Here is a 24,202-nt window from a genome sequence, read left to right as displayed (position 1 = left end):
TTAAAACAGCGCGTAGGTGTAGTTGAAGATCAGGCGAGTCTGATCCTGGTCGGCGGTGCCGGTGTTATGGCCGTGGTAGCTGCCGGTACGGAACGTAGTACCGAAGCCTTTCAGCGGGCCTTCCTGCACGACGTAATCAAGACGGAAATCGGTTTCGCGTTCCGACTGATCGCTGCCACCGGCAACCTTGGCCTTGATGTCGCTGCCGTTGAGGTAGGCAATCGAGGCTTTCAGGCCCGGCACCAGGGTTCTGAAGTCATACAGGTACTGACCGAAATTGACCTGCTCGCCCGCACGGGAGAACTGGCCAACCACCGCGTCGGTGAACAGGTAGAAGTCGGAACCGGCCGCGCCTTGGGCGGTTGGATCGGCGATGCTGCCCTGGTTGACCCAGACGAAGCCACCGTCATCACTCACGCCGATATGGCCGAGCATCAACTGGCTGCCGCCCAACTGATAGGTGAAGGCAGCACTGTAGGTTTTGTTGTCGACTTCACCGGCGTGCTTGGCATAGCCGCCGTTGTTGTTGAACGCATAGCCGGCCGAACCGTTTTTGCCGTCGCTGGTGCTGTCGAAATAACGCAGGTCAGTCTTGAACGACTGGTCATTGCCCAACGGCAATACGTGGACCAGGCCGAAATAGTTCTGTTTGTAGAAGTCTTCCAGGTTGGCGTAGTAGTACTGCAACGTCAGGTTTTTAGCGATGACGTTGTCAGAAGAACCAAACGGCTGGTAGTCGACACCACCGAAACGGAAGCTGTCGCTGTCGCGAGTGGCACCGGCCACGCTCAAGCCCGTGGAGTTGCTCGATGCACGACCTTCAGCCTTGTTCAGCTCGCCGCCGGTGAAGGTGACGTTGGGAATGTCCTTGGAGGTCAGGATACCGCCGTCAAAGGTCTGCGGCGCGGCACGGCTGTCGTTGGACACCAGGATCGGCAGGATCGGCGCCAAACCACCGCCCACGTGCAATTCAGTCTGGGAAATACGGAATTTAACGTTGCCGGCTGCGCGACCGAAGCTGTCAGCAGGCTCGGTGCCATTGTTCTTCACCGGGAAGAAGCTGTTGCCGTTACCCGACAGGCCATTGCCCGCTGCGTGGCCATCGCCACCGTCCAGACGCAACGCGCCGAAAGCCATCACGTCGAAACCTACGCCGACGGTGCCCTGGGTGTAACCGGATTTATAGTCGAAACGCAGTACTTGAGCCGCTTCCCGCAGGTCGTTCGCCGTGCCGGAGTGAACGTCGGCGTTGTAGTACATGGTGCGCGAACTGATCGAAGAATGACTGTCTTCGAGGAAGCCGCTATGGCCGTCACCCGTGCCGAGTGAGCCAAGACCAAAGCCGTCCGCGCTGGCGTGTTGTGCAAGGACAGCCGCCGTGATGGCCAACGCTAATGTAGAGAGTTTCATTTACTGCGCCCCTGTGAACATTATTTTTTTACTGTCCTTCGAGCGAATACCGTTGCGGCCCTGCAAACGCTGCGGATTGTGGCATGGGGCCGATGGCGCAGATTGTGAAATTTTTGTCATGTACCGATGAAAAAACCGTCATGAAAAGGCCGTACAAGCCGGCCTTGTTCGAGGGTTGAATGGCCTGCGGTTGTACGACAACCGCTACTGCGCCGTGCGCTGATCAGGCCGAAGTCGGTGGCGAAAATGCGAGAAATGGTAGGCAACCGCCAGCCATATAAACCATGCAGGCATCACGCAAAGGGCCAGGCGGGTATCTGGGCGAAGTGCCAGCAGGCAAAGTACGAACGCCATGAAGCCAAGTGAAACCCACGCCAACGGCACGCCACCGGGCATTTTGTAGAGGGATTTTTCATGTAGCTCCGGGCACTTTTTCCGATAGGCGATGTAGGACGCCAGGATGGTCGACCAGGTAAAGATCACCAGGATCGCCGAAACGGTGGAGACGATGGTAAAGGCCGTCATCACTTCCGGGACTATAAACAGCAGCAACAAGCCCAGCAGCATCAGGAAGGTGGTAAACGCCAGGCTGATAAACGGCACGCTGTTTTTCGACAGTCGTCGGAATATCCCGGGTGCGTCTCCCAGGTCCGCCAGGCCGAACAACATGCGACTCGCCGAAAACACCCCGCTGTTGGCCGAAGAAGCCGCTGAGGTCAGTACCACGAAATTCACAATCCCGGCGGCGGCGGGAAAGCCGGCCACCAGGAACAGCTCGACAAAGGGGCTCTTGCTGGGCGACACCTGCTCCCAGGATGTCACCGCAATGATGCAGGCCAAGGCCAGCACGTAGAACAGGATGATCCGCAGCGGAATCGAGTTGATTGCCTTGGGCAGTGTCTTCTCCGGCGAACGGGTTTCGGCCGCCGCCGTGCCGATCAACTCGGTACCGGCAAACGAGAAGATCGCCATCTGGAACCCGGCAAAGAAGCCGAACACGCCATTGGGAAACGCCGCCTGTTTATCCAGCAAATGATTCAGGGAAGCCGTGACGCCGGTGGGCGACACAAACGAGCTGGCAATCAACACCACGCTCACACTGATCAGGGTCACCACGGCGATGATCTTGATGATCGCAAACCAGAACTCCACCTCGCCGAACAGCCGCACCGTCAGCACATTCAGGGCAAACAGGGTCAGCAGCATTGCAATCGCCGGTATCCAGGCCGGCACGTGCGGGAACCAGTACTGGAAAAAGCCCCCGACCACCACCGCATCCCCCACCACCGCCACGCTCCAGCTCAGCCAGTACGACCAGCCGAGAAAAAACGCCGCACGCGGCCCCAGGTAGGCACCGGCAAAGTCGGCGAAGCTCTTGAAGTTCAGGTTGGACAGCAGCAGCTCACCCATGGCGCGCATCACGAAATACACAAACAGCCCGATGATCATGTAGATCAGGATGATCGAGGTGCCGGACAGCGCGATGATCTTGCCCGAGCCCATGAACAGGCCGGTGCCGATCGCACCGCCCATGGCCATCAGTTGGATATGGCGGTTGTTGAGGGTGCGTTGCAAAGCGGGCTTTTCAATCAGCCCGGGCACGGTTGTTTTCATCACAAAACCTCTTGTTATGTTTTTGAGTTTTGGCAGAAAAAAGTCAGGCGTTGTTTATTGTTGGAATGGCATTGGGGTCAGGCGTGTTTGTTCTCGAAACCGTGCAGCACGTTGACCGCGTTGATGCCGATTTCATCGACCATGTAGCCGCCTTCCATCACAAACAGCGTGGGCACGCCGACGCTGGCGATGATCTCGCCGATGCCGAGGAAGTCGCGGCTTTCCAGCAGGAAATGACTGATGGGATCGTCCTTGAAGGTGTCGACGCCGAGGGAAATCACCAGCACTTGCGGCGAGAACTTTCTGAGTTGATTGCAGGCGTCGAGCAACGCTTCTTTGTAGGTGCTCCACCCGGTGTTTTTCGCCAGCGGGTAGTTCAGGTTGAACCCCTCGCCCGCCCCGGCACCGCGCTCGGCACTGAAGCCCGAATAGTAGGGATACGACACGGACGGATCGCCATGCAGCGAGACGAACATCACGTCATTGCGGTTGTAGAAGATGTTCTGCGTGCCGTTGCCGTGGTGGAAATCCACGTCCAGCACCGCGACCCGTTTGGCGCCTTGGGTGATCGCCTGTTGCGCGGCAATGGCTGCGTTATTCAGGTAGCAATAACCACCCATGTATTCCCGCGCCGCATGGTGGCCCGGTGGCCGGCACAGGGCGAAGGCGCTGTCGTGGCCTTCATCAATCAATGCCAGGCCGGTGAGCGCGATATCGGCGCTGGTCTTCACCGCTTCCCAGGTGGTGCTGGTGATCGGTGAACCGGCATCCATCGCGAAAAACCCGAGCTTGCCGTCGATGAATTCCGGCACCTGCTCATTGGCCAGGTCCCGCACCGGCCACACCAGCGGCAAGGCGTCATGGGCACGGCCAATCGCCGTCCATTCGGCCCAGGCGGTTTCCAGGAAGGACACGTAGCGTTCGCTGTGGGCATTGACGTAACAGGCCCGGTCGAAGGTGCGCGGGACGATGATATCGCCCAGGCCCACGTGCTTGACCCGGTCACGCACCGTGTCGGCGCGGCTGGGTTGTTCGAAGGACGGCTTGAGCACGCCATCCTTGAGTTCGGTGCCATGGTGCAAACGATGAGAGTCGCTGAAAACAGTCAACATGAAAGACATCCACCCGTGAAAGACAGGTGATTATTTTGTTCTGGCTGCGGTGGGCTTTCTTTGCTTTTACGTGCGCCGATGCTAGCGTAATCGGGAATTTTTACCCCAAAGAGCTGCCATGAAGAAAAATAAAACCAGACAGGTCGCACTTGACGACACCGATCTCGCCATCCTCGCCTTGCTGCAGGAAGACGCGAGTATTTCCAACGCAGAACTCAGCGAGCGCCTGTCATTGAGCCTCACTCCATGCTGGCGACGGCGCAAGCGGCTGGAGGAAGAAGGCGTGATCAAGGACTACCAGGCCAACCTCGATCGCAAGATGCTGGGCCTGGAGATCATGGCGTTTGTGCATGTGCGGTTTGCCGTGCATTCCGACCATACGCCAGAGGACTTTGAGGCCGTGATCAAGGAGCTGCCGCAGGTGCAGTCCTGCCACAAGATCACCGGGGATGCGGATTATCTGCTGCAGGTGCTGGCGGAGGATCTGGACGCCTACAGCGATTTTGTGGAGAGCGTGTTGCGGCGGCAGTTGGGGATTGCGTCGATTCAGTCGAGCCTGGCGTTGCGGGAGGTGAAGGCGACAAGTCGGGTGGCGATTCCGGGGCGGGTTGGGAAGTGATCCGATGCAAATACCATTGTGGCGAGGGAGCTTGCTCCCGTTGGACTGCGTAGCGGTCCTGTCGTTGGAGGCGCTTCACACCCCAGCGGGAGCAAGCTCCCTCGCCACGGGTTAGTGGTTTTCTGACAGAGCAGTGGCGTTTGGCGGATTGCCGGGGCTGCTGCGCACCCCAGCGGGAGCAAGCTCCCTCGCCACAGGCTGTGTGTTGTCCGAAGATATCTGACGGCTAGCGCAGGGACTGCTGCAGGAACTCGCTGATCAGGCTGAGCACCTGCTGCTGGATCTGCGGCTTGGGACGAGCACCCTTGGCATCCAGGCAGATAAAGCCTTCGCCGGGGTCGCTCTGTTCAATCCGCTCCACCGCGCCCGGCTTGCAGATGGGCAGGAAGCTGAAGTGCGTGGCGTCGCTGATTTCCACGTAGCGCGAAGTCTTCTGCGGCAGGCGCTTGGCCAAGTCGGCCGACTCGAGTGCGGCGGGCAATTCCGGCGACGGTGTGCCCGCCGCAATCACCAGCGTGGGGCGGTTCAGCGCCGCGAGGCTGGCATCGCTGAAGCCGCGGGCGAATCCCAGGTCCAGGGAAACAATGGCCGCCACGCGCGGGTCGCTCAAGTCACCGGCCAGTCGCTGCCTCGCCTGCTCGGTGCGACCAACCTCAAGTTGTTCGTAGGCCTTGCAAGGGGCAATTTCCGGATGCAACTTGCAGTCCTCGGTAAAGCGCTGCGGATCAAAGCGGGCACCGCCGACTTCGAGTGCGGTCCAGCCACCGAGGGAGTGCCCGACGACGGCGATCTTGCGTTGGGCCACCGCGCCGAAGCGTTTCGGCTGGGCAATCACGGCATCAATCACCCGATGGATATCGAGGGGCCGTTTCCACAGCTCGGAAGCGGCCGGCTGTGTGCGGTCCTTGCTGGTGGTGCCGGGGTGGTTGGGCGAGGCGACGATATAACCCTGCCCGGCCAACGCACTGGCGAGCCAGGACTGGTTGATCCAGTTGCCGAAGATGCCGTGGGAGATCACCACCAACGGATGCTCGCCGGCGGCCGGTGCGGCGTCCTTCAAGGCCGGCGCGCCGACAAACACCGGATTGTCAGCAATCAGTTCTGGTGTGCCGGAAGCATGGGTCGGGTACCACACCGCCACCTGCAACGGCCTGCCGTGCTCCGCGTCGGGAATCACTATTTCCTGGAAGCCGATCCGAACCTCATTGGCCTGGGCCAGACCGGTTACAACCGTCAACAACAGCGCAGCACACAGCGTTTTCATCCTTGAGTTCCCTAAGTGGCTAAGCGCCATATTCTGGCATGGCCGTCATGGGAAAGCAGGTGGGAAATCAATGCGCGTATAAATCATCAGGCTATGGCAACTATCCGAATGGTACGACTACCATGTAGTCACACTCCTTTCAGATAGCCCCCAATGATCAAAGCCAGCCTGCGTAGTCACCTGACCCTCTGGTTTGCCGGTTTGTCGCTGCTCACCCTGGTGAGCGTAGGGTTCTACGTTGGGCACATCGCTACCGAGCAACTGAAACTGGCCAGTGGCAATGCCTTGTTGAGCACTGCCCGCTCCACCGCCGCGCTACTGGCGGTGCAGCTGCGTGAACGCCAGCTCGAAGTGTCGCTGCTCAGCCGCGCACCGCTGTTCAGACGGGGCAACCTGGACGATCCGGACATACTGACCTCCATGGAACAGCGCACCCAGTCCCGCGCCGAGTACGCATGGATGGGCGTCGCCGACACCGACGGGCGTGTGCGCCAGGCGGTGAATGGGCTGCTGGTCAACCAATCCGTAACGGCACGGCCCTGGTTCCAGGCGGGTTTGCAGGGCAACTACACCGGCGATCCCCACGAGGCGGTACTGCTTGCCAAGCTGCTGCCGGGCTCCAACGGTGAGCCCTGGCGCTTCATCGACTTTGCCGCACCGATTCGCAATGCCGGGGGCCAGGTGATCGGCGTACTGGGGGCTCACGCCCACTGGACGTGGGTGACACAAATTGTCGAAGCGGCCAAAGGCAATACGCCGGACATCGAGGCGCTGATCATCGACAACGACGGCAAGGTGCTCTACCCGGAACAACTGGCCGGCCAGCAACTGCCCCAGGACCGCCTGGCCAATGACACCGGCTGGTCGGTCGACAACGGCTACGTGACCAGCGCCGTGGCGGTGCCCAGCCCGTCGAATTCCAGCGTGACCTGGTACATCGTGATGCGCCAGCCGCTGGAAATCGCCCTGCACCCTGCCCGCGTATTGCTCTACAAACTGCTGCTGTTGGGCGTCATTGCCGCGGTGATTTTCGGCCTCGTGGCGTATTACCTGGCGTCGTACCTCAGCCGGCCCATCGAAGAACTCGCGCGCTCAGCCAAGCAGGTCCAAAACCAACAGCCTGGCGCGTATTTCCCTCAAGACCATTTCGTACTGGAAATCGCCCAGCTCGGGCGCTCCATCAAGGGCATGACCCAATCGCTGCTTGGCAAGGAGCGCGAGCTGCAGGACACCAATGCGTCCCTGGAAGCCACCGTCGCCCAGCGCACTGCCGCCCTCACCCAGGCCAATGCCGAGCTGTTGAACCTCGCCAGCCATGACGCCCTCACAGGCGTCTACAACCGTCGGCGCTTCGATGAAAAACTGGCGGAGTACAGCCTGCTGTTCCAGCGCAGCGGGCGCGCATTTGCCTTGCTGCTGATCGACGTTGATCATTTCAAGCGGATCAACGATACCCATGGGCATGCCGTCGGGGACGATGTACTGCGCCAGCTCGCGCAGCTGATTCAGGACGCCACCCGCGCCACCGACTTCGTCGCCCGTTACGGCGGTGAAGAGTTTGCGGTGCTGTTGCCGGAAGTCGAAGCGCCGGACAGCCCGGACGTGGTGGCCGAGAAGATTCGCGCGGCAATTGCCGGAGCGCATTTCGAGACCGTTGGGCAGGTCACGGTGAGTATTGGCGTCGGGCTCGTTGAAGCTTCGGACAGCGACACCACAGTGCTGATCAAGCGTGCGGATCAGCAGTTGTATCGGGCCAAGTCGTCGGGGCGTAACCAGGTGGCGTGAGTCACTTTGACTGAACGTTTGCCTTCAAGAACGCGAGAAAGGTCTTGAAGGCGAACGAGCGATTTCTGGTGCTGGGGTAATACAGGAAAAAACCGGGCCGCTCCGGGAGCCAGTCCTCCAACAACCGCACCAGCTTGCCGGCTTGAACGAGCGCTTGGATCTGCTCCTCATGGAAGTAGCCAATACCGGCGCTGTTCAACACGGCGTCCAGCGCCACGTCCATGTCATCGACGGCCATATTGCTGTTGACGTCGATCCGTATCACATCGGCGTTCTTCTCGAACTCCCACGAGTAGGCGCGCTCGGATGTCGGAAAACGAAAGGCAACGCAGTCATGCTTCAGTAAGTCCTGGGGCTTACGCGGCGCGGAGTGCCCGGATCGTTGCAAGTAGTCAGGGCTGGCAACGACGGCAAACCTGAGGCTCGGGCTGACCGGCACCGCGATCATATTTTCCGAGACCACATGACCGAGTCTCACCCCAGCGTCCATCCCATCCTGGGTGATGTTCAGCAGACGGTCTTCAGCAAACAGTTCGACACTGATATTCGGATACTCGCGCACGAAGTCAGTACATAGCTTCGATAAAAACAGCCTGGCGGCCTGGCGTGCTGCGGTTATTTTTAACGACCCGGTCGGGGACTCCCGAAAGGGCATAATTCCCTCAACCGCTTCATCGATGCCCTTGATGGCCGGTGCAAGATTTTCAAACAGCTTAAGCCCCACTTGCGTCAATGAAACGCTGCGGGTAGTGCGGTTGACCAGACGTAATTGCAGTTGCTCCTCCAACTGACGAATCGAATGACTGATGGCCGATGGCGAGACGCCCAGTTCGACGCTGGCCTTCTTGAAACTCTGGTGCCTGGCCACGGCAGAGAACGTAATGAGGTCGGCAAGCCTTGGCTTCATTGATGAATACTCTTCAATACTGAGTTATTTTTACAGCCATTATCAGAACAATAATCTTGCATTAGTCTCTGCACTTCAGCAACTTGAACAGAGGCGACATCATGAAAACAGCACACATTATCTGGGCTCACCCACGGGAAAATTCACTCACCTCGCAAGTCGTGACCGCACTTAAAGCCGCCGCTGCCGAAAAGGAAATCAACGTGCGCGAACTGGACCTGTACCGCGCCGGTTTCGACCCGGTACTGCGCGAGGAAGACGAACCCGACTTCAGCAACTCGGATAAGCCATACAGCGAGCAGGTTTATCAGTTGTTTGACCAGATGGCCGGATCAGACATGGCCTTTGTCGTGTTTCCGGTCTGGTGGTATTCCATGCCAGCGATTTTGAAAGGCTACGTTGACCGGGTCTGGAACTACGGTTTGACCTACGGCAACGGCAAGCAACTGCCCTACTCTTCCATCCGCTGGATTGCCCTTGTGGGCGGCGCGCAGGGCAAGTTCGAGTCGCATAAAAAAGATGCCTACATGCAAGACCTGCTCAACGATGGCATCGCCAAATACTCCGGCGTGGAAGACTCCAGGGTCACGTTCTTGTACAACACCCTGGCGTTTGAGGAGAGTATCGAAGACATGAACCATCATCATCATGGCTTGATCCAGCAGGCGAAACACGAGTTGTATCTGCTGGCTGCATAACGCTGAGGGCGCCTCACAGGAATCGAGCGTCGATGGCACGCCACGGCTTCCGTGGCGACTTGTTGAATCATCTCGTTGACGGCTTAAAGTTTCAAGCGACCTGGCCGACCTACTACAGACACGTATCGGGACGCTTATGCTCTATGAAAAAAACAACTGGTTTGATCGGATTGACATGTATTGCTGTTGTTACCACCTGCCTGGGGGGCGAAACAAGTACATCTGACCTGAACGATAAAAAGATCAAGTTAATAACCGACACAGCCGCCACGATTTGCGCTAGCTTTTCGGACAAAGGCGAAAGCAGCGAGTTGAAGGTGGCAGGCGGAGTTAATGCGCAGCTGTCAAAACTATCACGCGCACTGGCTGACCTCGGGCTGAACCTCAAGGCTGACTACGACACACAACAGCATCAAGGCGTTTTAAAAGACCAAGTCCTTGATGCAATCAAAGAGTCCAACTCGTGCCGGCTCGACGTGTTCCACTCATTATTAAACGATACTAATCAGTCGCGCACACGCGCCAAACAGCCGCCCACTACGAGCAATAACCAAACCACCCACGGAAACGGCAGTCATAATATTCAAAACGTATCCGGAGGCGTAGTAAATATAAATGCGAAATAAAACCAGGCGGTATGCCGGAGTATTGGTTCTGGGCATTTTCTCTAACGCCTATGCTGACCAGACCACCCATAGAGACTGCAGTTCGAATATCGAAAACATCCAACAGGGAGGCACCGTAAACATCAGCTGTTACTTCAACAAAAACTCTCCGCAGGACGTGTACCTGATCGCAACTCACCCCACGCTTGTCGAAGCAGAAAAGGTCCACTTTCTGAATATGTTTGAGGATAACGGCAGATCTTATCTTTCGCTCGCGCTAAAAAACATATCTGAAATCCCCGCTCGTGACGTGACGGTTGATTTGATGGATCCATCCTCCGCCGGTACTTACTCAGCGCTCAAGCCGTTCAAATTGAGCCAAAGCAAAGTGGCCGCCCAGCTGGGGACTCGAAAATGGACAATCCCAAGGCATTCAAGCATGGACTTTCCTTTTGTCTCGCTAGAGCAACTTGTTGCAAAAGTCCACTCCAGCGTCGATATCGAGCACTTCTGCCCTTTTGATGGAAGCTTGGTTGCACAAGAAGCGCCGGACGAGCCTTCCACACCGAACAGCCCTGATGCAGGCACCTACTCACACATAGTAAGAGTCCCGATAGTCATTAAAGTCCACTACAAGACAATCTTTGAAGAGACCATCACGAAGTACCTGACCGCATTCGTGCTCTACGCAGATCGCCGTAGCACCCGCGATGTGTGGTACCCCAGCGTTGGCAAGCCGTTACCGTTGAAGTGTGCGAAGTATTAGTCGGTCCGCCCTGTAAAGTTGTACACCACCTTAAAGCCTGGCAGGCTTATGCTAAGGCCCTTTCCTGTTTCGGCGTCGCCTGCCCATGTCCATCACCGATAACCTGCTCGCCTTCACCTTCGCCGCCACGTTGCTCACGTTAACGCCCGGACTGGACACGGCCCTGGTATTGCGCACTGCAACGGTGGAGGGCAAGCAACAAGCCTTGCGCGCCACCCTGGGTATCAATGCCGGCTGCCTGCTGTGGGGTGCAGCGGTGGCCTTTGGGCTGGGCGCGTTGATTGCCGTGTCCGAGGTGGCCTTTAACGTCTTGAAGTACTGCGGCGCGGCTTACCTGGCGTGGCTGGGCTTGAACATGCTGGTGCGTCCGCGCAGTTCGCTGGCGTCCGTCGAGGCCGATGGAAAGCCCGGCGCCAACTGGTTCCTGAAAGGCATGATGGGCAACGTCCTCAACCCCAAGATCGGGATTTTCTACGTGTCTTTCCTGCCGCAGTTCATTCCCCAGGGGCATCCGCTGGTGGCGTGGACGTTCGGGCTGGTGAGCATCCACGTGGTGATCAGCCTGGCCTGGTCACTGATACTGATCGGTGCCACGCAGCCATTGGCCGGTGTGCTGCGGCGTGAAAAGGTGATCAAGTGGATGGACCGCACCACCGGCATGATATTCGTGCTGTTCGCGGCCCGGCTGGCCTTCAGCAAGCGCTGAAGTCAGCGCCGGTCCCGATGCCGTACCAGGCCTTCCAGGGTAAACCGCGCCTGCATCAGCACCACATCCCGCACCAGTTCCATTTCCTTCTGGCTCACTTCGGTCCAGTTCAAGGCGGAGAGCAGCTTGGGTTTCTGCACCCGAAACGCCAGGCCCTGGGTGAACAGCGCCATCGAGTGGATCACCGTGCGCTCGTCGTCAACGGCAAGGCCGGCAACGCGCGCGATCAGCAGGCGGATCACGTTGGCGATGCGCGCCTTGAAGCGTTCCTCGAACGCCATGGTCGCGCTTTCAGGGCAGAGCCCGGCTTGATGGCGATCAAGAAACGCTCGCCACGCGGTGGTCTGGGGACTGTCCTGGATCGTTGAAACCACCGCGCCGAGAATGCCCAGTGAGGCGTCGATCAACCTCTGATCGTCGACCCCGGGATCGGCCAGCGCACCTTCTGCGGCTTCAACGGTAGGCGCCATCTTTTGCCACAACAGCGTGATCAAGTGCTCGACGCATTCCAGGTACACGCCTTCCTTGCCATCGAAGTAGTACTGGATCGCGGGCGCATTGACGCCGGCAGCATTCGCGATGTCTCGCGTGGACGCGCCGTCGTAGCCACGCTCGCCAAATACCTCGACAGCCGCCTCGATAATGCGTGCGCGGGTTTCTTCACCCCGCTGATAACCCCCTTCGGCGGCCGGTTTGTGTCGTGCCATGTGCCACTCCATTTTTTTAACGTAACCAAAATATACCAGTTGACAAAAATTCGCGAAAAAACGAATTTATTCCAACTGATATAAAACTGGAGTGACTTGATGTCCGCTGCACCTCCCTCTCCTCAGGTCATTCCTGAAACCACCGTCAACGGCCAACGTGGCAAAGCCCGACGGATTCTACTGTCACTCGCCGGCGTGGCGCTGTTGGCCGGGCTGGCGTGGGGCGCCTGGTGGTGGCTCACCGGGCGCTTTATCGAGACCACCGACGACGCCTATCTGCAAGCCGACAGCATCAGCGTGGCGCCGAAAATCAACGGCTACGTCGCCGAGGTGCTGGTGGCCGACAACCAGAACGTGAAGCGTGGCGACGTGCTGGTGCGCCTGGATGCGCGCAAATACCAGGCAGTGAGTGACGAAGCCTCGGCGACGATTGCGGCCCGCGAGGCTGACTTTGCCAAGGCCCAGGCCGACCTGGTGCAACAGGACTCGACCATCGCCGAAGCACGGGCCCAACTGCAAGGCGCCCAGGCCGACGCCCAGCACGCGCAAACCGAAGTCGCACGTTATGCGCCGCTGGCGCGTTCCGGGGCCGAGCCGGAAGAACGCCTGGCGCAGCTCAACAACCAGCTCGCCCAGGCCCGCAGCACCGTGGCCGCCAAGCAGGCCGCGTTGCGCTCCAGCCAGACCCGCTACGGCACCCTCGAAGCCCAGCTCAAGCAAGCCCAGGCGCAACTCGGCGTGGCCAAGGCCAGCGAAGCCCAGAGCCAGCTGGACGTGGACGACGCGGTGATTCGCAGCCCGCTCGATGGCCGCGTCGCTGATCGCGGTGTACGCGTCGGCCAATACGTGCAGCCGGGCACACGCTTGTTGACAGTGGTGCCGGTGAGCGCGATCTACCTGACCGCCAACTACAAGGAAACCCAGATCGGCGAGATGCGCGCCGGGCAGACCGTCACCGTGCATGTGGACGCACTGCCAGGCCATGATATTCAGGGCCATATCGACAGCCTGTCCCCCGGCACCGGCGCACAGTTCGCGTTGCTGCCGCCGTCCAACGCCACCGGCAACTTCACCAAGATCGTGCAGCGCGTGCCGGTGCGGATTTCCCTGGATGTACCGGATGACGACGTGCGCCAGGCACTGGTGCCCGGCTTGTCCGCCACCGTGGAAGTCGACACCCGCACCCACAAGGCAGACGCCAACCATGGCTGAAGCCATCTTGACCGAAGTGCCCGCGGACAAACCGCGCAACGCTTCGCTGACCGACTGGATCGCGGTTGCCGCCGGCTCGCTGGGCGCCTTGCTGGCGACCCTGGACATCTCGATCACCAACTCGGCGCTGCCGCAGATCCAGGGCCAGATCGGCGCGACCGGTACCGAGGGCACGTGGATCGCCACCGGTTACCTGATGTCGGAAATCGTCATGATTCCCCTCGCCGCCTGGCTGACCCGGGTATTCGGCCTGCGCCGGTTCCTGATCGGCACCGCGTTGATGTTCACGTTTTTCTCGATGTTCTGCGGGCTCTCCTCAAGCCTCGGCGCGATGATCGCCGGGCGTATCGGCCAGGGTTTTGCCGGCGGCGCGATGATCCCGACCGCGCAGACCATCGTGCGCACCCGCCTGCCTGCCCATCAGTTGGCAATCGGCACCACGATGTTCGGCATGACGGTGATCCTCGGTCCGCTGCTGGGCCCGGTGATTGGCGGATGGCTCACGGAAAATATCAACTGGCGCTGGTGCTTCTTCATCAACCTGCCCGTCAGCATCACCTTGATCACCTTGCTGATCACCGGCCTGCCCAGCGACCGCATGAACCTCCAGCAATTCATCAAGGCCGACTGGCTGGGCATCATTGGCCTGGCCATGGGCCTGAGTTCACTCACCGTGGTGCTGGAAGAAGGCCAGCGCGAACACTGGTTCGATTCGCAGTTGATCATCTGGTTGAGCATCACGATGGTGATCGGCTTCTTCCTGATTGCCGTCGGGCAAGTCCGCTCGAGTACGCCGATCCTGCGCCTGCAACTGGTGCTCAACCGCAGCTTCGGCAGCGTGCTGCTGATCGCCACGGCGGTCGGCGCCGGGCTCTATGGCACGGCGTACCTGGTGCCGCAGTTCCTCGGCATCCTGTCGGGCTATAACGCGCAACAGTCGGGTTCGATCATGTTGCTGTCGGGGATTCCGGCGTTCCTGCTGATGCCGATCCTGCCGCGAATGCTTGGCCGCCTGGACCTGCGGATGATGGTCGGCGTGGGTTTGTTGATGTACTGGGCCAGCTGCTTTCTCGACACCCAGCTCACCGCCCAGAGCGTCGGCCATGATTTCTACTGGTCGCAGATCCTGCGGGGCTTCGGGCAGATCCTGGTGATGATGCCCCTCAGCCAACTGTCGATGCGCTCGGTGGAAACCCGCGATGCGGGTGACGCGGCCGGGCTCTACAACATGTCACGCAACCTCGGCGGTACCTTGGGGCTGGCGCTGCTCGGCGTACTGATGGACCGGCGCAGCCACTTCCACGACGACATGTTGCGCGAAGGCATCCAGGCCAACACCCAGTTGACCCAGGATCAAATGGCGAGCGATACCGCCAGCTACCTGGCGCAAACCGGCGACCCGTCCACCGCCTCGCTGCAGGCCCTCAGTCATCTGGCCAACGACATCGCCCAACAAGCGGCGGTGATGGCCTACAACGACGCGTTCTACGTGCTGGGACTCGCCATGCTGGCGTGCCTTCCCCTGATCTTCATCCTGAAAAAGCGCGCGGCGCAGGCAGGCCAACGAACATGAGTTATCGCTCACTTCCCTTGCTCTTCACCGTCGGCCTGCTGACGGCGTGTACCGTGGGGCCGGACTACCAGGGCGCGCCGGATGCCTCGCCAAAGACCCTCGCGGCCGGGCACTTGCCCCACGCCGACATAGGCCTGCCGCGTACGCCCGCGGTCGCCCAGTGGTGGCAAGCCCTGGGCGATCCGCAGCTCAACCAATTGGTGGCCCAGGCCCTGCAAAACAGTCCGGACATGGCGACCGCCCAGGCGCGCCTCAAGCAATCGCGAGCCAGTCTGAGTGGCGCCAACGCCAACGCCCTGCCCAAGATCACCGGCGATGCAGCGATGCTGAAGCTGCGCTCCCCCGACACCTCGGCGCTGGGTGGCAGCAGTGGCGGTGGTCGCGGGCCATTGAGCCTTTACCTCGCCGGGTTTGATGCCAGCTGGGAGGCCGACCTGTTCGGCGGCACCCGGCGTGCAATCGAGGCGGCCCAGGCGGAAAACGACGCCTCGCAGGCGCAACTGGCCGATGCCCAGGTGCAACTGGCAGCCGAGGTGGTGCAGACCTATGCCGACGTGCGTGACCAGCAGGCGCGACTGGCACTGGTGGACGCCAGTGTCGAGATTGAGGAACAGGCGCTGGACCTGACCCAGCAGCGACGCAGCCGTGGCGTGGCCTCGCAGTTACAGCTGGAGCAGGTCCTGACACAGGCCGAAAACACCCGGGCCCAACGCCTGCCGCTGCAAGCGTCAATCGTCGAGGCGATTGACCAGTTGAACCTGCTCTGCGGCCTGGAACCGGGCGAGTTGGACGCGAGCCTCAACACTCCCCGCGCCCTGCCCGCTATCCCTAGCCAGGTACCCTTTGCAGACCCGGCGGCGATCCTGAAAGCACGCCCGGATATCCGGGTGGCAGAGCGCCAACTGGCTTCCAGCAACGCGCAGATCGGCGAGAAAACCGCCGACTGGTTTCCCAAGCTCAGCCTGATGGGCGACTTGTCGTTCTCGGCGGCCGATCCCGGGCACCTGGCGCGCAAGGACAGCGGCACCTGGCTGCTGTTGCCGCGGCTGACCTGGAACGCATTGGATTTCGGCCGGGTGGCGGCCAGTGTCAAAGGTGCGCAAGCCGGGCGCGACGAGGCCCTGGCCCATTACAAAAGCGTGGTGTTGAGTGCGTTGCGTGATGCGGATGTGGCCCTGGCGCGGTATGGCAACCAGCGGCAGAACGTGGTGCTGCTGCGTAACGTGGAATCTTCGGCGGTACGGGCTGCGGACCTGACGCGCCAGCGTTATAAGGCAGGTACGGCGAGCACGCTGGATTGGCTGGACGCGGAACGTACGCGGTACCAGGCGCAGGAAAGCCGGATTTCCGGGGATGCGCTGTTGCTCAAGGACTTTGCGTCATTGCACAAGGCGCTGGGGTTGGGATGGACGTTGTGACAAATAACCCGAGTGACCACTGACCTGTGGCGAGGGGGCTTGTCCCCCGTTGGGCTGCGCAGCGGCCCCAAAAAAGAGGGACTGCTACGCAGTCCAACGGGGGACAAGCCCCCTCGCCACAACAAGCCCTCTCACCACAGGTACGGTGTCAGCTTTTAATTGGCCGTATTGGCCCGCGCCGCGTGCAGCTTCTTGTAGCTGTCGATCAACCGCAGGTGCCGGTCCAGCCCTTCCAGCTTCATGCTCGTCGGCGTCAAACCATAGAACCGCACACTGCCATTCACCGACCCAATCGCCGCGTCCATCCGCTCGTTGCCAAACATCCGGCGGAAATTCACTTCGTAGTCCGCCAGTTCCAGGTCTTCGTCCAGCTCCATCTCCAGCACCGCATTCACGGCCTGATAGAACAAGCCGCGCTCGACGGTGTTGTCGTTGTACTGCTGGAACATCTCCACCAGTTCCTTGGCTTCTTCAAACTGCTGCAGGGCCAGATAAATCAGCAGCTTCAGTTCCAGGATGGTCAGTTGACCCCACGCCGTATTGTCATCGAACTCGATGCCGATCAAGGTGGTGATGTCGGTGTAGTCGTCCAGTTCGCTTTCCACCAGGCGCTCAACCAACCCCTTCAATTCCGCTTCGTCGAGGCGATGCAGGTTCAGGATGTCCTCGCGGAAAAACAGCGCCTTGTTGGTGTTGTCCCAGATCAGGTCGTCGATCGGGTAGATCTCCGAATAGTCGGGCACCAGGATGCGGCAGGCGGTCGCGCCGATGTGCTCGTACACCGCCATGTAGACTTCCTTGCCCATGCCTTCGAGGATGCCGAACAACGTGGAGGCTTCCTCGGCATTGGAGTTTTCACCCTGGCCGGAGAAGTCCCATTCGACGAACTCGTAATCCGACTTCGAGCTGAAGAAGCGCCACGACACCACACCGCTGGAGTCGATGAAGTGCTCGACAAAGTTGTTCGGTTCGGTCACCGCATGGCCTTCAAACGTCGGCTGCGGCAGATCGTTCAGGCCTTCAAAGCTGCGGCCTTGCAGCAGTTCGGTGAGGCTGCGTTCCAACGCCACTTCCAGGCTTGGGTGCGCGCCGAACGAGGCGAATACGCCGCCGGTGCGCGGGTTCATCAACGTCACGCACATCACCGGGAATTCACCGCCCAGGGACGCATCCTTCACCAGTACCGGAAAGCCCTGGGCTTCCAGGCCCTGGATACCGGCCAGGATACCGGGGAATTTCGCCAGCACTTCCTGTGGTACATCCGGCAGCGCGAATTCACCTTCGATGATTTCGCGTTTTACCGCGCGTTCGAAGATTTCCGACAGGCACTGCACTTGCGCTTCGGCCAGGGTGTTACCGGCACTCATGCCGTTGCTGAGGTACAGGTTCTCAATCAGGTTGGACGGGAAATACACCACCTCGCCATCGGACTGGCGCACGAACGGCAGCGAAACAATGCCGCGCTCTTCGTTGCCGGAGTTGGTGTCGTAGAGGTGTGAGCCGCGCAGCTCGCCGTCACGGTTGTAGATGTGCAGGCAATGCGCGTCGAGTATCTCCGGTGGCAGTTCGTCCTTGCGGCCCGGCTTGAACCAGCGCTCGTCCGGGTAATGCACAAACGCCGCATTGGCGATGTCTTCGCCCCAGAACTGGTCGTTGTAGAAGAAGTTGCAGTTCAGCCGTTCGATAAACTCGCCCAATGCCGACGCCAACGCGCCTTCCTTGGTCGCGCCCTTGCCGTTGGTAAAGCACATTGGCGAGTGCGCATCGCGGATATGCAGCGACCACACGTTGGGCACGATATTGCGCCACGAAGCGATCTCGATCTTCATGCCCAGGCCCGCCAGAATGGCCGACATGTTGGCGATGGTTGTTTCCAGCGGCAGGTCCTTGCCCGCGATGTAGGTGCCCGCGTCGGACGCCGCGCTCGGCATCAGCAATGCCTGGGCATCGGCATCCAGGTTTTCCACTTCCTCGATGACAAACTCCGGCCCGGCCTGCACGACTTTTTTCACGGTGCAGCGGTCGATGGAACGCAGGATGCCCTGGCGGTCTTTATCGGAGATGTCCGCCGGCAACTCCACCTGGATCTTGAAGATCTGGTTGTAGCGGTTTTCCGGGTCGACAATGTTGTTCTGGGACAGGCGAATATTGTCGGTAGGGATGTTGCGGGTTTCGCAGTACAACTTCACAAAGTAAGCCGCACACAACGCCGACGACGCCAGGAAGTAATCGAACGGACCGGGGGCCGAGCCATCGCCCTTGTAGCGAATAGGCTGGTCGGCCACCACGGTGAAGTCGTCGAACTTGGCTTCAAGTCGAAGGTTGTCGAGAAAATTGACCTTGATTTCCATGCGGGATTACCAGAATAGCGAGCAAAATATGGCCGCCATTATCCGGGTTTCGAGGCGTAAGTCTTGTGCTTTCGGGCCTGGGCGATCGTTGGCGATGGGTATCAGCCGTGTTGAAAGTCCGCAATCTGCTGCCACATCGCGATCGGGTTGGAGTACATCGGGAAGTGCCCGCACCGGGCAATCGGCGCCAACCGCACGCCTTGCGCCTGGATATGCGCCAGGTACGACAAATGGGCATTCTGCTCGCCGTACATGAACATGCGCGGGCATTCCAGGCCGAGGAACTTGCCCATCAAGTCGGCGTTATCCGACAGTTCGACCATCGACTGGAAGATCCCCCGCACCGCCCCGGCACGCACCTTGTGCCGCAGGCTCGCCGAATACAGCGCGCTGGCGTATGCCGGTGCCTGCCGGGTGCGCTCGATAAAGGCGCTGAAAAACGCCTCGGGATCGTCCGCCGGGTAGTCGACGATCTGCCGGCTGAGAAAGCAGTCTTCCGGGGCGATATTGCCTTCGATATCGACAAAGCTCAGCACCCGGCCCGGGAACTGGTGCGCCAACATCAGCGCGGTAAGCCCGCCCATGGAGTGGCCTACCAGATGGAAGCGCTCGATGTTGAAATGCTCGAGCACCTGCAAGGCGGTTTGCAGCAGGAACGGGATGGAGATCTTCGGCAGGTCATCGCAATGGCTCTCACCGCAACCCGGGGCGTCATAAGCCAAAAATGGATGACCGTCGAAGGCAGGTTGCTGGACGATGTCGGCGTAGTCTTCCTTGGTCGAGCCAAAGCCATGCAGGAACACGATTGGCGCCAGGGTACCCGCGCGGTGGATCGCGGCGATGTTCAACGGCACATCGGCGACGACGATGGGGAGTTGTGTGTGGGTGAATGGCATGGTGAAGACTCCCTGAAAAACCGATTGGCGGCTCAAAAGCCGTTAATTTCAACGGTATTCAGGTTTCTGTAAATTCCTGATTCGGGAAGGTATTCATAGGCTGATCGTATGAGTCGTTCCATAACGCCCTACCCCGCACTCAATCCCCACAACACGTCCAACACATGTTGCGTAGGCCGCTCAACCTCCCCGGCGCGATGGGCGATCCCCAGTTGGCGCCACAGCAACGGTTGCAACGGCCGCATCGCAATCAGGGTGTCGTGCAAGGGCGTGGACGCTTCATGGGGCAACAACGTGGCCCCGTAACCGGCGGCCACCAGGCTTTTGATTGCGTCGTTGTAATTCAGCTGAATACGCGCCGTCGGCTGGTAGCCGTCATTGGCAAACCACTCCGAGGTCAGGCGCGAAAGCCGGGTGGTGTTGTCATTCAGGATTAACGGCTGGGCAGCCAGCCAGGCGGGTGTTACCACCTCGGGGCATTCCCGGCGCGCCGGCAAAAATGCCATGACCGGGTCGCGCCGCCAGGGCTCGATCCGCAAGCCCTTCACCGGTGCCTGGGGCAGCGCCACCAGGCCGATCTCCAGGGCGCCCTCGGCCAGCTTCTTCAATGTGTCCTGCGACGTGAGCACCGCCACCTGCACATCAATGGCGGGATGATGTTGGCTCAAGGTTTCCAGGGCTTGCGGCAGCAACTGTGCGATGGCCCCGGTTGAGGCTCCCAGGCGCGCGCGCTCCACCAGGGTTTCGCCAATCGCTGAAGGCTGCACCCGCCCACGGGTACGCGATAGCAGCTTGCCGCCCACTCGCGCCTCCAGGTCGGCGATATGCAGGCTGACGGTGGGTGGCGCCAGGTTGAGCATGCGGGCTGCTTCGGCGAACGAACCGAGGTCGGCAATCGCCACCAACGTACGCAGGCGGTCCAGGCTGATTTCGCGCATGGGTCAATCCTCGTTCATAAAAACTGAACTTCATCGTTTGGAAATTCAACTTTTCCTATCCTAGCGGCTGGCCGAAGATTGGAACACCTGATTTCCTATCCGAGTGCATCCCATGGCAAATCCTCTTGTATTCATCGACGGCGACCAAGGCACCACCGGGCTACAGATCCATCAACGCCTGCGCGACCGCACCGATCTGCAACTGATCACCCTCAGCCCTGAACACCGCAAGGACCCGCAGCAGCGCGCCGAGATGATCAACGCCTGCGATATCGCGATTCTCTGCCTGCCCGACGACGCCGCACGGGACGCCGTCGCCAGCATCCACAATCCGGCCGTGCGGGTGATCGACGCGAGTTCGGCACACCGCACTCATCCCGACTGGACCTACGGTTTCGCCGAGATGAACCCGCAACAGGCGCAACGCATTGCCACGGCGCAGCGAGTGAGCAATCCCGGTTGCTATCCCACCGGCGCGATTGGTCTGTTGCGCCCGTTGCTTGAGGCCGGGCTGCTGCCCGGGGACTACCCGACGACCATTCATGCGGTCTCGGGCTATTCCGGCAAGGGCCGCGCCGGGGTGCAGGAGCATGAGGGCGCCGACGCCTCACAGGCGCCCGCGTTCCTGGTGTATGGGCTGGGACTGGCACACAAGCATGTGCCGGAGATTCAGCAGCAAAGCGGGCTGACGGAAAGGCCGACCTTTGTGCCGGCCTACGGGGCTTTTCGCCAGGGGATCGTATTGACCATCCCCCTGCAACTTCGGTTATTGGCGCCGGATGTGAATGGCTCGCGGTTGCATGACTGTTTGACTCAGCACTACCGCGATACGAATCACGTCCAGGTGCTGTCGATGCAGGCCGCCAAGGAGCTGACCTACCTTGACCCTCAAGCGCTGAACGGCACGGACGATGTACGCCTGATCGTGTGTGAAAACCACGAGACGGGCCAGGTCCTGCTGGCGGCGATATTCGACAACCTCGGCAAGGGCGCCGCAGGTGCCGCCGTGCAGAACCTGGATTTGATGATCAAGCCGAGACCGTAGCGATAAAGGCGCGCAGGTCCGCCAGCATCAACGCCGGCTGCTCCCAGGCCGCGAAGTGACCACCGGCGGGCATCTCGCTCCAGTGCACGATGTTGAAGGTCTTTTCGGCAAATGAGCGCGGCGGCGGCACGAACACCGGATCACGAAAGGCGGCAAATCCGGTCGGCACCTGGATGCGGGTGCCGACCGGGAATTTTGACGATCCCTCAAGGCGCTTGCCGTGATACATCCACGTCGCGGTGACCATGGAAGATGGAGCGAGATACAACATGATGTTGGTCAGCAGTTGCTCCTCGGTAAAGGTGCCCCAGAGATCCGGGCTGCCATCGGCGGTAGTGGGCAGATCGGCCCATGTGCCGATTTTTTCGAGGATCCATCCCGCGGCCCCCACCGGGCTGTCGGCCAGCGCGACACCCAGGGTCTGCGGGCGGGTTTCCTGCTGGTGGTTGTAGCCGGTTTCCCAGTCGATCAGCACGTCACGCCGGGCGACGAAAGCCTCCTCCTCCGGCGTGGTCGCAACGGTGCCCTGGGCCAGCAGGTCGGCCATGTTCAGGTGAATCCCCAGTAACGCCTCGGGCCGATCGTGGGCCATCCAACCGGCGATGCCCGAACCCCAGTCACCGCCCTGAACGATGAAGCGGGTTGGCCCGAACAGCCGGGCCATCAGCCCATGCATGAGTTCGCCCGCCCGACGTGGGCCAATCACTCCGGTGATCGGCCTGGAGAATGCAAACCCCGGAAGCGACGGCACGATCACATCGTGTCCGTCAGCCGCCAGCGGTTCCAGCAGCGCCTCGAATTCCAGGTACGAACCTGGCCAGCCATGGAGCAGCAGGATCGGCGGCCTGGAACCGTCGCCCCGCACATGGACGAAGTGCAGGTGCTCGCCCTCAATCTCGGTGATGAAGTTGGGCAGTTGGTTGAGGTGTTTTTCGACCCGGCGCCAATCATAGGATTCCAGCCAGTAAGCGACCAGGCGCTGAAGGTCGCGGACACCAACGCCCGACTTCCACCCTCCCAAATCGGGAAGCCGGGTCCAATCGTAGGCGGCGACTTTGTCGCGGATGGCCACGAGGCGTTCGTCGGGGATATTGATGGTGTAGGGCAAGATCATGGGATTCTCCTGGTGAGTTTCCGTATTACATTGCTTTACGCAATACTGAACCCGACAAAAACCGATGTGAACCCCATTACGCCGCTCAAGGCCTTTGCGAAAAACGCACAAGTGAGTTTCCCGTGGACATAACGGACGAACTGGAAATCTTTACCCTCGTGGCCGAAACCGCGAGTTTCTCGGCGGCCGCGCGTCGCTTGAACCTTGCGCCCTCCTCCATCGCGCGGGTACTGGACCGCATGGAGGCCCGGCTGGGCGTACGCCTGTTGCTGCGAACCACGCGCTCACTGACCGTGACCCCGGAGGGTGCCGCCTACCTGTCGTGCGCCCGGCGGATCCTCACGGACCTGCGGGAAACCGAACAGCAGATTACCGACCAGAGTTCACCCCGCGGGCGCCTGCGGGTCAGCAGTTCGCTGCTGTATGGCAGGACCTTCGTGATCCCGTTGTTGGGCGGGTTCATTCAGCGTTACCCGGACATCCTGGTGGACATCAACCTGACCGACACCGTGGTCGACATCGCCGCCGGGCAAGCCGACGTCGCAGTGCGATTGGGCCCGCTGCCCGACAGCAGCCTGACGTCCCGCCGGCTGGGCGCCACCCACAAGGTCATCATTGCTGCGCCGAGCTATCTGGCACGACGCGGCACGCCGCAGGTGCCGGAAGACCTGCTGGATCACGACTGCATTGGTTTCAACTTCAAGCGTGCGGCGCCCACCTGGCCGTTTCGCAAGGATGGCCACGACTATTCACTGACGATCAAGGGCCATGTCGAAACCAATAACGGTGACACCCAGGGCCAATTGGCGGCCGAGGGCATCGGCATCGCGCGGGTCTGCGCCGAGACCGTGGCGGACGCCATTCAGGCGGGTCGGCTGGTGCCGCTGCTGGAGGCATTCAATCCAGGCGATGGCGAAGAGATCCATGCCGTCTTCCTCGGCGGTACCCACACGCCGGCGCGGGTCCGGTGTTTTGTCGACTACCTGGTTGAGCGGTTCCAGTAGGCGCGAAATTGCATGATTACTCGGCAACGAGTTCGACGTAGCTCGACTCCCCGCCTCCCGTCGCGCCCGACAACCAGCCCCAGACGAAGGCCAGGGTGGTACGCCCGGCGTCATCCACGCCTAGCGTGCCCCGGGACCAGCCGGCAAGAATCTCGCCCTCGGTGGTCAGGCACTGGTACAGCAACTCGATGGTATCGGGGCCTGTGGCGCGCCCGACTTGATTGCCCATGCGAATCCGGCCGCCCTGGTAGGTGCCCCATATGGCGTTTTCATCGACGTGGTAATGAAACACGGTGCCTGTACCGGACACACCATGGGTGTTGCCCGCGACGATAAACCGGCGGTTGTCCAGGCGTTCGCTGATTTGGCAAAAGGCATTTGGCATTGACAGGCGCTTCCTTGGTCGAGAGGGTCCATTCCGGGGCGCCCAACCTACCTCATATGGCTTTTGTCGGTCA

At 60.4% G+C, this 24,202-nt stretch carries 22 protein-coding genes; 11 read left to right on the top strand and 11 right to left on the bottom strand.

The genetic code is table 11. The features are described 5' to 3' along the window. From HYE77_RS28055 to HYE77_RS28045, 3 genes are all read right to left on the bottom strand, one after another. Positions 1-1,410, bottom strand: a complete 1,410-nt coding sequence (locus HYE77_RS28055) for an OprD family outer membrane porin (protein WP_023658889.1) — start codon at positions 1,408-1,410, stop codon at positions 1-3. Positions 1,411-1,614: 204 nt separating this feature from the next. Beyond that, on the bottom strand, positions 1,615-3,024 hold the full coding sequence (locus HYE77_RS28050; protein WP_177070058.1) for an amino acid permease: 1,410 nt from the start codon (positions 3,022-3,024) through the stop codon (positions 1,615-1,617). 77 nt (positions 3,025-3,101) lie between these two features. Next, a complete protein-coding gene (locus HYE77_RS28045; RefSeq protein ID WP_008436350.1) occupies positions 3,102-4,136 on the bottom strand; it encodes a histone deacetylase family protein in 1,035 nt (344 codons plus the stop codon). A 118-nt stretch (positions 4,137-4,254) separates the two neighbouring features. Here HYE77_RS28045 and HYE77_RS28040 point away from each other — a divergent pair, with 118 nt between their 5' ends. Then, positions 4,255-4,755 (top strand): Lrp/AsnC family transcriptional regulator, encoded by a 501-nt coding sequence (locus HYE77_RS28040; protein WP_008436349.1) that lies wholly within the window; start codon positions 4,255-4,257, stop codon positions 4,753-4,755. Positions 4,756-4,981: 226 nt separating this feature from the next. Here HYE77_RS28040 and HYE77_RS28035 read toward each other — a convergent pair whose 3' ends face one another. Beyond that, positions 4,982-6,019 (bottom strand): alpha/beta fold hydrolase, encoded by a 1,038-nt coding sequence (locus HYE77_RS28035; protein ID WP_003215174.1) that lies wholly within the window; start codon positions 6,017-6,019, stop codon positions 4,982-4,984. A gap of 153 nt (positions 6,020-6,172) precedes the next feature. On the opposite strand from HYE77_RS28035, the gene HYE77_RS28030 reads away from it, so the two are divergent. Continuing rightward, entirely contained in the window at positions 6,173-7,804 is a 1,632-nt protein-coding gene (locus HYE77_RS28030) for a sensor domain-containing diguanylate cyclase (protein ID WP_177070056.1), read from the top strand. Between the two features lies 1 nt (position 7,805). Here the strand turns inward: HYE77_RS28030 and HYE77_RS28025 are convergent, their stop codons facing one another. Further along, complete coding sequence (locus HYE77_RS28025; RefSeq protein ID WP_177070048.1) at positions 7,806-8,711, bottom strand: LysR family transcriptional regulator; 906 nt, start codon at positions 8,709-8,711, stop codon at positions 7,806-7,808. A 101-nt stretch (positions 8,712-8,812) separates the two neighbouring features. Here HYE77_RS28025 and HYE77_RS28020 point away from each other — a divergent pair, with 101 nt between their 5' ends. The 4 genes from HYE77_RS28020 (at position 8,813) to HYE77_RS28005 (ending at position 11,486) form a co-directional block, all read left to right on the top strand. Beyond that, on the top strand, positions 8,813-9,409 hold the full coding sequence (locus tag HYE77_RS28020; protein WP_177068098.1) for an NAD(P)H oxidoreductase: 597 nt from the start codon (positions 8,813-8,815) through the stop codon (positions 9,407-9,409). A 32-nt stretch (positions 9,410-9,441) separates the two neighbouring features. Then, positions 9,442-10,035, top strand: coding sequence for a hypothetical protein (locus HYE77_RS28015; RefSeq protein WP_177070046.1), 594 nt, complete (start codon positions 9,442-9,444; stop codon positions 10,033-10,035). Next, on the top strand, positions 10,025-10,780 hold the full coding sequence (locus HYE77_RS28010) for a hypothetical protein (protein ID WP_177070045.1): 756 nt from the start codon (positions 10,025-10,027) through the stop codon (positions 10,778-10,780). The genes HYE77_RS28015 and HYE77_RS28010 overlap by 11 nt, the downstream gene beginning before the upstream one ends. Positions 10,781-10,865: 85 nt before the next feature. Further along, positions 10,866-11,486 (top strand): LysE family translocator, encoded by a 621-nt coding sequence (locus HYE77_RS28005; RefSeq protein WP_177070044.1) that lies wholly within the window; start codon positions 10,866-10,868, stop codon positions 11,484-11,486. Between the two features lie 2 nt (positions 11,487-11,488). Here HYE77_RS28005 and HYE77_RS28000 read toward each other — a convergent pair whose 3' ends face one another. Next, positions 11,489-12,193 carry a CerR family C-terminal domain-containing protein gene (locus tag HYE77_RS28000; protein ID WP_177009446.1) on the bottom strand — a complete coding sequence of 235 codons (705 nt, stop codon included), beginning with the start codon at positions 12,191-12,193 and terminating at the stop codon, positions 11,489-11,491. A 99-nt stretch (positions 12,194-12,292) separates the two neighbouring features. On the opposite strand from HYE77_RS28000, the gene HYE77_RS27995 reads away from it, so the two are divergent. The 3 genes from HYE77_RS27995 to HYE77_RS27985 are packed head-to-tail and all read left to right on the top strand — an operon-like array spanning position 12,293 to position 16,396. Further along, positions 12,293-13,405, top strand: a complete 1,113-nt coding sequence (locus HYE77_RS27995; RefSeq protein ID WP_008436342.1) for an HlyD family secretion protein — start codon at positions 12,293-12,295, stop codon at positions 13,403-13,405. Beyond that, positions 13,398-14,978, top strand: a complete 1,581-nt coding sequence (locus tag HYE77_RS27990; RefSeq protein WP_003215162.1) for a DHA2 family efflux MFS transporter permease subunit — start codon at positions 13,398-13,400, stop codon at positions 14,976-14,978. Before HYE77_RS27995 ends, HYE77_RS27990 begins: the two co-directional genes overlap by 8 nt. Then, on the top strand, positions 14,975-16,396 hold the full coding sequence (locus HYE77_RS27985) for an efflux transporter outer membrane subunit (protein WP_177070043.1): 1,422 nt from the start codon (positions 14,975-14,977) through the stop codon (positions 16,394-16,396). Before HYE77_RS27990 ends, HYE77_RS27985 begins: the two co-directional genes overlap by 4 nt. Before the next feature lie 155 nt (positions 16,397-16,551). On the opposite strand, the gene HYE77_RS27980 is transcribed toward HYE77_RS27985, so the two are convergent. The 3 genes from HYE77_RS27980 to HYE77_RS27970 form a co-directional block, all read right to left on the bottom strand. Continuing rightward, positions 16,552-18,747, bottom strand: a complete 2,196-nt coding sequence (locus HYE77_RS27980) for an OsmC domain/YcaO domain-containing protein (protein ID WP_102369200.1) — start codon at positions 18,745-18,747, stop codon at positions 16,552-16,554. Between the two features lie 101 nt (positions 18,748-18,848). Next, complete coding sequence (locus tag HYE77_RS27975) at positions 18,849-19,643, bottom strand: alpha/beta fold hydrolase (RefSeq protein WP_177070042.1); 795 nt, start codon at positions 19,641-19,643, stop codon at positions 18,849-18,851. A 128-nt stretch (positions 19,644-19,771) separates the two neighbouring features. Continuing rightward, complete coding sequence (locus HYE77_RS27970) at positions 19,772-20,581, bottom strand: LysR family transcriptional regulator (RefSeq protein ID WP_177070041.1); 810 nt, start codon at positions 20,579-20,581, stop codon at positions 19,772-19,774. Positions 20,582-20,693: 112 nt separating this feature from the next. Here HYE77_RS27970 and argC point away from each other — a divergent pair, with 112 nt between their 5' ends. Further along, on the top strand, positions 20,694-21,626 hold the full coding sequence (gene argC / locus HYE77_RS27965) for an N-acetyl-gamma-glutamyl-phosphate reductase (protein WP_177070040.1): 933 nt from the start codon (positions 20,694-20,696) through the stop codon (positions 21,624-21,626). Here argC and HYE77_RS27960 read toward each other — a convergent pair. After that, on the bottom strand, positions 21,610-22,740 hold the full coding sequence (locus tag HYE77_RS27960; RefSeq protein WP_177070039.1) for an epoxide hydrolase family protein: 1,131 nt from the start codon (positions 22,738-22,740) through the stop codon (positions 21,610-21,612). The genes argC and HYE77_RS27960 overlap by 17 nt on opposite strands. Before the next feature lie 122 nt (positions 22,741-22,862). Between HYE77_RS27960 and HYE77_RS27955 the strand changes: the two genes are divergently transcribed. After that, positions 22,863-23,744, top strand: a complete 882-nt coding sequence (locus HYE77_RS27955) for a LysR family transcriptional regulator (RefSeq protein WP_177070038.1) — start codon at positions 22,863-22,865, stop codon at positions 23,742-23,744. 16 nt (positions 23,745-23,760) lie between these two features. Here the strand turns inward: HYE77_RS27955 and HYE77_RS27950 are convergent, their stop codons facing one another. Continuing rightward, the gene (locus HYE77_RS27950) at positions 23,761-24,129 is read right to left on the bottom strand and encodes a hypothetical protein (RefSeq protein ID WP_008436319.1); all 369 of its coding nucleotides are present in this window, start codon (positions 24,127-24,129) and stop codon (positions 23,761-23,763) included. Between the last annotated feature and the right edge of the window lie 73 nt (positions 24,130-24,202).

Source organism: Pseudomonas sp. IPO3774, assembly GCF_013386835.1.
Classification (GTDB): domain Bacteria; phylum Pseudomonadota; class Gammaproteobacteria; order Pseudomonadales; family Pseudomonadaceae; genus Aquipseudomonas.
This window is presented reverse-complemented; position numbering and strand designations above follow the sequence as displayed.

What these genes read in the sequence shown, in the direction of transcription:
- HYE77_RS28055 (WP_023658889.1), bottom strand. Translation starts at nt 1,410, where the DNA reads ATGAAACTCTCTACATTAGCGTTGGCCATCACGGCGGCTGTCCTTGCA.
- HYE77_RS28050 (WP_177070058.1), bottom strand. Translation starts at nt 3,024, where the DNA reads ATGAAAACAACCGTGCCCGGGCTGATTGAAAAGCCCGCTTTGCAACGC.
- HYE77_RS28045 (WP_008436350.1), bottom strand. Translation starts at nt 4,136, where the DNA reads ATGTTGACTGTTTTCAGCGACTCTCATCGTTTGCACCATGGCACCGAA.
- HYE77_RS28040 (WP_008436349.1), top strand. Translation starts at nt 4,255, where the DNA reads ATGAAGAAAAATAAAACCAGACAGGTCGCACTTGACGACACCGATCTC.
- HYE77_RS28035 (WP_003215174.1), bottom strand. Translation starts at nt 6,019, where the DNA reads ATGAAAACGCTGTGTGCTGCGCTGTTGTTGACGGTTGTAACCGGTCTG.
- HYE77_RS28030 (WP_177070056.1), top strand. Translation starts at nt 6,173, where the DNA reads ATGATCAAAGCCAGCCTGCGTAGTCACCTGACCCTCTGGTTTGCCGGT.
- HYE77_RS28025 (WP_177070048.1), bottom strand. Translation starts at nt 8,711, where the DNA reads ATGAAGCCAAGGCTTGCCGACCTCATTACGTTCTCTGCCGTGGCCAGG.
- HYE77_RS28020 (WP_177068098.1), top strand. Translation starts at nt 8,813, where the DNA reads ATGAAAACAGCACACATTATCTGGGCTCACCCACGGGAAAATTCACTC.
- HYE77_RS28015 (WP_177070046.1), top strand. Translation starts at nt 9,442, where the DNA reads ATGGCACGCCACGGCTTCCGTGGCGACTTGTTGAATCATCTCGTTGAC.
- HYE77_RS28010 (WP_177070045.1), top strand. Translation starts at nt 10,025, where the DNA reads ATGCGAAATAAAACCAGGCGGTATGCCGGAGTATTGGTTCTGGGCATT.
- HYE77_RS28005 (WP_177070044.1), top strand. Translation starts at nt 10,866, where the DNA reads ATGTCCATCACCGATAACCTGCTCGCCTTCACCTTCGCCGCCACGTTG.
- HYE77_RS28000 (WP_177009446.1), bottom strand. Translation starts at nt 12,193, where the DNA reads ATGGCACGACACAAACCGGCCGCCGAAGGGGGTTATCAGCGGGGTGAA.
- HYE77_RS27995 (WP_008436342.1), top strand. Translation starts at nt 12,293, where the DNA reads ATGTCCGCTGCACCTCCCTCTCCTCAGGTCATTCCTGAAACCACCGTC.
- HYE77_RS27990 (WP_003215162.1), top strand. Translation starts at nt 13,398, where the DNA reads ATGGCTGAAGCCATCTTGACCGAAGTGCCCGCGGACAAACCGCGCAAC.
- HYE77_RS27985 (WP_177070043.1), top strand. Translation starts at nt 14,975, where the DNA reads ATGAGTTATCGCTCACTTCCCTTGCTCTTCACCGTCGGCCTGCTGACG.
- HYE77_RS27980 (WP_102369200.1), bottom strand. Translation starts at nt 18,747, where the DNA reads ATGGAAATCAAGGTCAATTTTCTCGACAACCTTCGACTTGAAGCCAAG.
- HYE77_RS27975 (WP_177070042.1), bottom strand. Translation starts at nt 19,643, where the DNA reads ATGCCATTCACCCACACACAACTCCCCATCGTCGTCGCCGATGTGCCG.
- HYE77_RS27970 (WP_177070041.1), bottom strand. Translation starts at nt 20,581, where the DNA reads ATGCGCGAAATCAGCCTGGACCGCCTGCGTACGTTGGTGGCGATTGCC.
- argC (WP_177070040.1), top strand. Translation starts at nt 20,694, where the DNA reads ATGGCAAATCCTCTTGTATTCATCGACGGCGACCAAGGCACCACCGGG.
- HYE77_RS27960 (WP_177070039.1), bottom strand. Translation starts at nt 22,740, where the DNA reads ATGATCTTGCCCTACACCATCAATATCCCCGACGAACGCCTCGTGGCC.
- HYE77_RS27950 (WP_008436319.1), bottom strand. Translation starts at nt 24,129, where the DNA reads ATGCCAAATGCCTTTTGCCAAATCAGCGAACGCCTGGACAACCGCCGG.